The sequence below is a fragment of the Roseomonas acroporae genome (assembly GCF_023223525.1).
GTDB lineage: Bacteria > Pseudomonadota > Alphaproteobacteria > Acetobacterales > Acetobacteraceae > Roseomonas_E > Roseomonas_E acroporae.
The window spans coordinates 1-8,023 of the sequence record NZ_JALPRX010000107.1; the positions used below are offsets into that span (position 1 = coordinate 1).

Below are 8,023 nucleotides of genomic sequence, written 5' to 3' on the forward strand. Positions count from 1 at the left end.
TCACCCCGTCGGGATCAGGCACACCACGCCGGAGACGATCGCGAAGCCCAGGATCAGCATCCGGAACCGCGGCCCCGCCAGCCTCGCCCCCGCGCGCCGGCTCAGCACCACGCCGAGCGCCAGCGGCGGCACCAGCAGCCCCGCCAGCCAGGCCTGCTCCCAGGCCAGCCGCCCGGTGCCGAGCAGCAGCGCCAGCGACAGCACCTCGCCGATCAGGAAGCACGCCGCCACCGTGGCGCGCAGCACCGGCGCCGGGCGGTGCTGGTAGACCAGCGCCAGCGGCGGCCCGCCGATGCCGGTCGCCGTCTCGGTCACGCCCGTCACCACGCCGGCGCCGAGGAAGGCGGCGCGGTTCGGCTCGAAGCGGGGTGCCGCCAGCGTCACCAGCGCGGTCAGGATGGTCGCCACCCCCACCAGGATCTGCAACTGCCCCGCCGGCACCGCCAGCAGCACGGCGAGCCCGAGCACCGCCCCCGCCACGCGCCCCACCGTGATGCGGCGGATACCGCCCCAGTCCAGCGACCCGCGCTCGCGCCAGGCGACGGCGGCGTTCAGCGGCAGCATCAGCAGCAGCAGCGCCCCCGGCATCAGCCCGGGCAGCAGCACGCCGAGCAGCGGCGCCATGATGAGCGCGAAGCCGACGCCGAGCGCCCCCTGCACGAAGGCGGCCACCGCCACCACGGCGGCGAGCACGAGCATGGTGAGAAGGGTCACGAACGGCTCCAGGCGGCGCCCTGGGCGCGTGCCGCGTCGGCCGCCGCGTGGCGGGCGCGGTGGAGGTCGGCGGTGGGGTGGATGCGCTGGATCGGCGCCCGCGCCACGGCGGCCTCGACGCGCGCCGTCACCTCGCGCATCAGCGCCCGCGCGTCCCAGTCCACCGGCCAGCCCTGCCACAGCCGCAGCGCGCCGTTGGTGAACACCGCCGTGATCTGGTCCCGCGCCGCGAAGCGCACCAGCTCCCAGCTCAGGTCCCAGGAGGGCAGCATCGAGGGCACGGCGAGGTCGAGCAGCAGGAAGTCCGCCGCGAGGCCGGGGGCGATCGCCCCCGTCACCCCGCCCAGCCCGCACGCCTCGGCGCCGGACCGCGTCGCGTGGTCCACCCACAGCCAGCCGCCGCCCGCCGAGAAGTCGCCGTTGGCCAGGCCGAACGCCGTGCGCTGCACCGCCTCGGCCGCGTCCAGCAGCCGGAAGGCGTCGGCGCGCGTCGCGTCGGTGCCGATGCCGAAGCGGATGCCCATCGCCGCCATCAGCTCGGCGGGTGCGGCGGCGTTGCCCTTCCACTGCGTCGCGACGGGGTTGTAGGCCACCGCCGTCCCGGTCTCGCGCAGCATGGCCAGCTCGCGCGGCGTCAGCAGCGTGGCGTGCGCCAGCAGCGCGTTCGGCCCCAGCGCCCCGGCCGCCGCCAGATGTTCCACCGGCCGCAGGCCGCGGGCGATCAGCGAGCGTTCCACCGCCACCAGATGCTCGTTGGCATGGGTCTGGAACACCACGCCGGCCTCGGCGCAGCGGGCATAGACCGCGCCCAGCATGGCATCCGTCGCCGCCTCGGGGATCGAGATGGCGAGTGAGGGATGCACCAGCGAATCCCCCTGCCAGCGCGCGAGGTGCGCGTCGGCGCGGCGCAGGATAGGGCCCGGGTCGGCGCCGTCGCCGTCGTTGCAGATCTGCGCCAGCACGCAGCGCAGCCCGGTGTCGCGCGCCGCCTCGGCGATGGCGCCGGTGTATTCCTCCGCCCGCGTGCCGGCATCGACGGCGGTGGTGAAGCCGCCGCGCAGCGATTCGAAGGCGGCGAGCTTCGCCGCCAGCCGCACGAGGTCGGCATCGAGGCTCGCCTCCAGCGGCACCCAGATGCGGCGGAAGATCTCGGAGGGCTCGCCGAAGGCCAGCCCCTTGCCGAAGGCCTGCGTCAGGTGGTGGTGCGCGTCGAAAAAGCCCGGCATCAGCAGCGTGTCCGGCAGCGTGACCGGCGCGAGGTGCGGGTTCGCCGCCACGATCCCGTCGGCCGGCCCGACCGCGGCGAAGCGCCCGTCGCGCACCAGCACCGCCTGGCCGCGCCGCGTGCCCTCCGGCAGCAGCACCTGCTCGGGCAGCAGCAGCTTCTCCGGCGCGGCGAGGGCGGCCTGCAATTCCTGTTCAGTCGGCATGGTTCGCCTCCGCGGCGGGCAGCGGCAGGGTCTCGGCGGGGGAGGGGGCCTCGCGCCGCCCGAGATGGTGGAAGAGGATGTTGAACACCACGGCGCTCAGCGTGCCCATGGCGAGGCCGTTGCCCAGGATGATCTGCGCCATGGGCGGGAACTTGCCGAACAGGCCGGGCACCAGGATCGGCAGCAGGCCGAAGGCCAGCGCCACCGCCACGATGAACAGGTTGCGGTTGTCCTTCAGCTCCACCTTGCGCAGCAGCTCGACGCCCATCACGCCGATGATGGCGAAGACGATGATCGCCGTGCCGCCCACCACCGGCGCCGGGATGGCGTTGGCGAGCCGCCCGAGCGGCGCCAGGAAGGCGATCAGCACCAGCATGGCGCCCGCCACCGCCGTCACGTAGCGCGAGCGCACCCTTGTCGCCTGCACGATGCCGATGTTCTCGCCCGAGGTGATGATCAGCGAGGTGCCGAGGCAGCCGCCCAGCAGCGAGGCCACCGCGTCGCCCAGGATGGTGTGCGGCACCGTCTTCCGCGCATCCCCCTCGCGCCCCACCGCCTCGGAGATCGCGACCGTCTGGCTGGTCGCCTCGGCCATGGAGATGATGCTGAACAGCACCAGCGGCAGCGCCGCCACCAGGTTGAAGTGCGGCATGCCGAAGGGAAAGGGCGTCGGCAGCCCGAGCAGCGGCCCGTCGAACACGCCGCCGAGGTTCATGGCGCCCGTCACCAGCGCGATCGCCGCCCCCGCCAGCAGCCCGAGCAGCACGGCGAGCTGCCCGAACATCCCCGGCAGCAGCCGCACGAACAGCACGGTGAGCAGGATGGTGGCGATGGCGAGGCCCAGATTGCCCGGATCGCCGAAGCCCGGCGTGCCCGGCCGCCCGGTGATGATGCCGCCGTAGATGGCGATCAGGTTCACCGAGACCAGGATCAGCATGGTGCCGACGACGAGGCGCGGGAAGAAGCGCAGGCAGCGCCGGAACACCGGCAGGGCCAGCAGGTAGAACAGACCGGTCAGGATCACCGCCCCGGTCGCCGTGGCGAGGTCCGTCTGCCGCGCGATGGTCACGAACAGCACGATCGGCGCGCCGCCCGGCACCATGATGAAGGGCAGCTTCGCCCCGATGCCGAGCGGCCCGAAGGATTGCAGCAGCGTGCCGATGCCGCAGACCAGGAAGGTGGCGCTGATCAGGTCCACCGTCACCGCCGTCGGCAGGTCCAGCGCGCGGCTGACCAGGAAGGCGGCGGTGATCGGCGAGGCGGCCATGACGAGCACGTGCTGCAACCCGAAGGGCAGCAGACGGCGCAGCGGCAGGACCTCGTCCACGGGATGAATCGGGGCGGCGGACATGGGCGGGGCTTCCGGGGGAGGGGAGGGAAGCCGGCGTCTGGCGTTCGTTGGCAGCTTCCTAAAACGTTTTAAGAGGTTTCGCAAAAGGTTTTTTGATCCCGCCGGGGGTGCTCTACTCGCCCGCGCCGCCTTCCACGCCGGTCGCGCCTGCCCGGGCGGGCGCCGGACCACCCCGCCACGTCCTCCGGAGATTCCGCCGCTTGGCCCAGTCGCCCACCTCGGCACCGAAGGCCGCTCCCGGGCCGATGCCGGCCGGGGCGGCGCCGGACGCGGCCCAGGCCGCGCCGGCCACCGCCCCGCCCCGCAAGCCCACCGTGATCGACGTCGCCCGCGCCGCCGGCGTCTCGCCCGCCACCGTCTCCAACGCGCTGAACGACCGCCGCTACGTCGATGCCGGCACGCGCGAGTCGGTGCGCGAGGCGGCCCGCCGCCTCGGCTACACGCCCAACCTGCGCGCCCAGCGCCTGCGCACCGGCCAAGCGGACAGCATCGCGCTGCTCTCCGCCATGCCCTTCGCCGTCGCCGCCGGCCCCTCGCGCCTCGGCTTCCTGATGGAGATCGCGGCCGTCACCGCGACGCTCGCCATCGAGCGCGGCCTCGCCCTGGTGCTGGTGCCGCCGCTCGACCAGCCCGGCCCCGCCCTGCAACGCCTCGGCATCGACGGCGCGCTCGTCCTCGAACCGCTCGCCGACGACCCCAACGTCGCGCATCTGCGCGCCCGCGGCGTTCCGGTCGTCACCATCGGCCGCCAGCCCGGCGCGGAAAACCTCGCCCATGTCGACCTGCGTTCGGGCGAGACGGCGACGCTGCTGCTCGACCACCTGCGCGCCGCCGGCGCCCGCCGCACCGGCCTGCTGATCGGCGGGCAGCCGCGCAATTCCTACGTCGAGACGGAAGCCGCCTACCGCGAATTCGCCGCGTGCCACGGCATGCCCGCCCTGGTCCGCCGCGCCGACGAGCGCGAGGGCGAGGCCGCCGGCGAGGCCATGGCCGCCGCCATGCTGGCGGAGGACCCGGCGCTCGATGCGCTCTGCGTCCCGGTGGACGCCTTCGCCGTCGGCGCCGTCCGCGCCGTCCGGGCCAGCGGCCGCCGCGTGCCCGAGGATGTCCGCCTCGCCACCCGCTACGACGGGCTGCGCGCCCGCAATTGCGACCCGCCGCTGACCGCCGTCGACCTCCACCTCGACCGCATCGCCGAGCTGGCCGTCGAGCTGATGCTGGAGCAGCTCGCCGGCGCCCCGCCGCGCGTCAGCCTCGCCCCGCTGCCGGACCTGGTGCCGCGCCGTTCCTCGGTGCCGGCGGCATAGGCGGCTGAGCAGGCTTGCGCAGGCTGCGCCACGGATCGACCTCAGCGGAGGCAGGCTGCGCAAGCCCGCTTCGCCATTTGTCCATGCGCAAACCTCCAGAGGTTTGCTTAGGCGTTGGGCAGCGAGGGGCGGACGCGCCCGGGCGCCGGATAGCAGTGTCCGATGGTTATGCTTGACGTACCGCATCGGGTACGCGATACGTAACGCCATGATCGAGAGCTTCCGGGACAGAGTCGCGGCGGCTGTCTTCCAGGGAAAGCTTCCCAAGGGTTTCCCGCCCGATCTCGCCAGGGTGGCGCGCCGGAAGCTGCGGATGCTCCATGCGGCCACGACGCTGGAAGACCTTCGCTCCCCGCCGGGCAATCGGCTCGAAGCACTCAAGGATGACCGGATCGGCCAGCACAGCATCCGCATCAACGACCAGTGGCGGGTGTGCTTCGTCTGGCGGGATGGTGCCCATCGGGTCGAAATCGTGGATTACCATTGAGAGGAGGCAGCATGATGATCCGCCGTGAAGACCTCGATGCTGGCCGGGTCGACCTGTCCGACGTCGCCACCGGCGAGAGCCTGCCGCCGATCACCCCCGGCGAGGTGCTGCGGGCCGAATTCCTCGAACCGCTGGGCCTGAGCGCCTACCGGCTCGCCGCCGATATCGGCGTGCCGAAGAACCGCATCACCCACATCGTCAACGGCGAACGCCGCATCACGGCCGAGACAGCGATCCTGCTGGGCCATCGCCTCGGTACCAGTGCCGAGTTCTGGATGAACCTCCAGACCGCTCATGATCTCGACATCGCGCGGGCAGCGATGGCGCAGGCCGCGTGAAGGATCGGCCTGTCGTCTATGAAACATATGTTGCATCCAATCTGGATTGATGCAACATTTCGTTCATGGCGCCGCCGCCCCCATCGACCAGCTTCGCCGGGCCCTCCCGGACCTGCCGCCCCGCCTGCGCGACGCCGCCCGCTACCTCGCCGGCCACGACTTCGACGCCGCCACGCGCTCGATGCGCGACCTCGCCGCCGCCGCCGGCACCCATCCCGCCACCTTCACCCGGCTCGCCCAGGCGCTCGGCTATGCCGGCTGGGAGGAGCTGCGCGCCGCGCTGATCGAGGCCCGCCGCCCCGCGCCCAGCGCCCCCTTCTCCAACCGCGCCACCCGCCCGCACACGGCCGCCGAGCCGTCCGCCCGCCCCCTCGCCGCCGGCATGCTCGAAGCGGACGCCGCCGCCCTGGCGCGGCTCGACCCCGCGCCCATCGAGGCCGCCGCCCGCGCCCTGCATGCCGCCCCCCGGCTCTGGGCCGCCGGCTTCCGCTCCTGCCGCGGCGTCGCGGCGCTGCTGCACTACCAGCTCCGCCTGTTCCGCCCGGACACGGTGCGCCTCGTCGGCGGCGCCGGCCCGGAGGATCTCGACCTCGGCGCCTTCGCCGCCGGCGACGCGGTGATCCTCACCGGCTTCGCCCCCTATTCCCGCGCCAGCCTGCTCACCGCCCGCGCCGCGCGCGATTCCGGCTGCACCCTGATCGCCCTGGCCGACACGCCCCTCGCCCCCATCGCCGAGGGCGCCGACCACCTGCTGCTGTTCGAGGCCGCTGCTGTCCCCGGCTTCTTCCCCAGCCTCACCGGCGCGCTGGCCACCGCGCAGGCGCTCGCCGCCGCCGCCTTCGCCCTGGGCGGGGAGGCCGCGCTGGTCCGCCTGCGCGAGACGGAATCGCGCCTCGCCGCCCTCTCGCAATACCTGCCCGACCCGGAGCCCCAGCCATGAACGCCCTGCCCCCGCGCACCAGCCGCATCATGCACCGCGGCGCCGTGCCGCCGCCGATCGCGGTCGGCGGCCACGGCGTCTGGCTGGTGGAGCAGGGCGGCCGCGAGATCCTGGACGCCTCCGGCGGCGCCGCCGTCTCCTGCCTCGGCCACGGCCATCCGCGCGTCATCGAGGCGATCAAGCGCCAGGCGGAAACCCTCGCCTACGCCCATACCGGCTTCTTCTCCTCCGAGCCCGCCGAGGCCCTGGCCGAGAACCTCGTCGGCCACGAGCCCGGCGGCCTCGCCGCCGTCTATTTCGTCTCCGGCGGCTCCGAGGCGGTGGAGGCGGCGCTCAAGCTCGCCCGGCAATACGTGCTGGAGATCGGCCAGCCCCGGCGCACGCACTTCATCGCCCGCCGCCAGAGCTACCACGGCAACACGCTCGGCGCCCTCTCGGCCGGCGGCAACGCTTGGCGCCGCGAGCCCTACGCGCCGCTGCTCTCCCCCGCCTTCAGCCACGTCTCGCCGCCGCTCGCCTATCACGAGCAGCGCCCGGGCGAGGACGAGGCCGGCTTCGTCGCCCGCCTCGCCGCCGAGCTGGAGGCCGAATTCCAGCGCCTCGGCCCCGACACCGTCGCCGCCTTCGTCGCGGAGACCGTGGGCGGCGCCACCGCCGGCTGCGTCACCGCCCCGGCCGGCTACTACCGCGCCATGCGCGAGGTCTGCGACCGCCACGGCGCGCTGCTGATCCTCGACGAGGTGATGTGCGGCATGGGCCGCACCGGCACGCTGCACGCCTGGGAGCAGGAGGGCGTCAGCCCCGACATCCAGACCGTCGCCAAGGGGCTCGGCGGCGGCTACCAGCCGATCGGCGCGGTGCTGGTCTCCCGCAAGGTACGCGATGCCATCGCCGCCGGCACCGGCGCCTTCCAGCACGGCCACACCTACCTCGCCCACCCCACCGCCTGCGCCGCCGCCCTGGCCGTGCAGACCGTGCTGCGCGAGGAGAACCTGCTCGCCAACGTCGTCGCCATGGGCGAGCGGCTGGAGCAGGGGCTGGTCGAGCGCTTCGGCAACCACCGCCATGTCGGCGACATCCGCGGCCGCGGCCTGTTCCGCGCCATCGAGCTGGTGGCCGACCGCGGCGGCAAGGCCGCCTTCGAGCCCGGCCACAAGCTGCACCTGCGCATCAAGCAGGAGGCCTTCGCGCGCGGCCTCGCCTGCTACCCCTCGGGCGGCACCGCCGACGGGGTGCGCGGCGACCACGTGCTGCTGGCCCCGCCCTTCATCGCCTCGCCCGCCGAGATCGACCTGATCGTCGAGCGCCTCGGCGAGGCGGTGGACGCGGCCATCGCGTCGCTGCCGCGCTAGCGGGGAAGGCGTCGCCTTCCCCGGACCCCTTCCGCACAAGGAAGGCTTCGCCTTCCTTGGAACCCATCCACCCCCGGGAAGGGCTCTGCCCTTCCCGGACCCTA

Annotated in this window: 8 protein-coding genes; 5 read left to right on the forward strand and 3 right to left on the reverse strand. The window is 73.8% G+C overall.

Annotated elements, in window-relative coordinates; genetic code table 11:
- Genes M0638_RS22400 through M0638_RS22410 form a run of 3 tightly spaced genes read right to left on the reverse strand, consistent with a single transcriptional unit; the run spans position 1 to position 3,495 of the window.
- Positions 1-714, reverse strand: coding sequence for a TSUP family transporter (locus M0638_RS22400; protein ID WP_248669185.1), 714 nt, complete (start codon positions 712-714; stop codon positions 1-3).
- Positions 711-2,144 (reverse strand): amidohydrolase family protein, encoded by a 1,434-nt coding sequence (locus M0638_RS22405; protein WP_248669186.1) that lies wholly within the window; start codon positions 2,142-2,144, stop codon positions 711-713. Before M0638_RS22405 ends, M0638_RS22400 begins: the two co-directional genes overlap by 4 nt.
- Positions 2,134-3,495: a uracil-xanthine permease family protein gene (locus tag M0638_RS22410; RefSeq protein ID WP_248669187.1), complete on the reverse strand. Its 1,362-nt coding sequence runs from the start codon at positions 3,493-3,495 to the stop codon at positions 2,134-2,136. Before M0638_RS22410 ends, M0638_RS22405 begins: the two co-directional genes overlap by 11 nt.
- Before the next feature lie 200 nt (positions 3,496-3,695).
- Between M0638_RS22410 and M0638_RS22415 the strand changes: the two genes are divergently transcribed.
- The 5 genes from M0638_RS22415 to M0638_RS22435 all read left to right on the forward strand — a co-directional run bounded on the left by M0638_RS22415 (position 3,696) and on the right by M0638_RS22435 (position 7,919).
- Complete coding sequence (locus M0638_RS22415; protein WP_248669188.1) at positions 3,696-4,802, forward strand: substrate-binding domain-containing protein; 1,107 nt, start codon at positions 3,696-3,698, stop codon at positions 4,800-4,802.
- Positions 4,803-5,010: 208 nt separating this feature from the next.
- On the forward strand, positions 5,011-5,289 hold the full coding sequence (locus M0638_RS22420) for a type II toxin-antitoxin system RelE/ParE family toxin (RefSeq protein WP_248669189.1): 279 nt from the start codon (positions 5,011-5,013) through the stop codon (positions 5,287-5,289).
- Positions 5,290-5,300: 11 nt separating this feature from the next.
- Complete coding sequence (locus tag M0638_RS22425; RefSeq protein WP_248669190.1) at positions 5,301-5,627, forward strand: HigA family addiction module antitoxin; 327 nt, start codon at positions 5,301-5,303, stop codon at positions 5,625-5,627.
- A 49-nt stretch (positions 5,628-5,676) separates the two neighbouring features.
- Positions 5,677-6,567, forward strand: a complete 891-nt coding sequence (locus tag M0638_RS22430) for a MurR/RpiR family transcriptional regulator (protein WP_248669191.1) — start codon at positions 5,677-5,679, stop codon at positions 6,565-6,567.
- Complete coding sequence (locus M0638_RS22435; protein ID WP_248669192.1) at positions 6,564-7,919, forward strand: aspartate aminotransferase family protein; 1,356 nt, start codon at positions 6,564-6,566, stop codon at positions 7,917-7,919. Before M0638_RS22430 ends, M0638_RS22435 begins: the two co-directional genes overlap by 4 nt.
- The last annotated feature ends 104 nt before the right edge of the window (positions 7,920-8,023 follow it).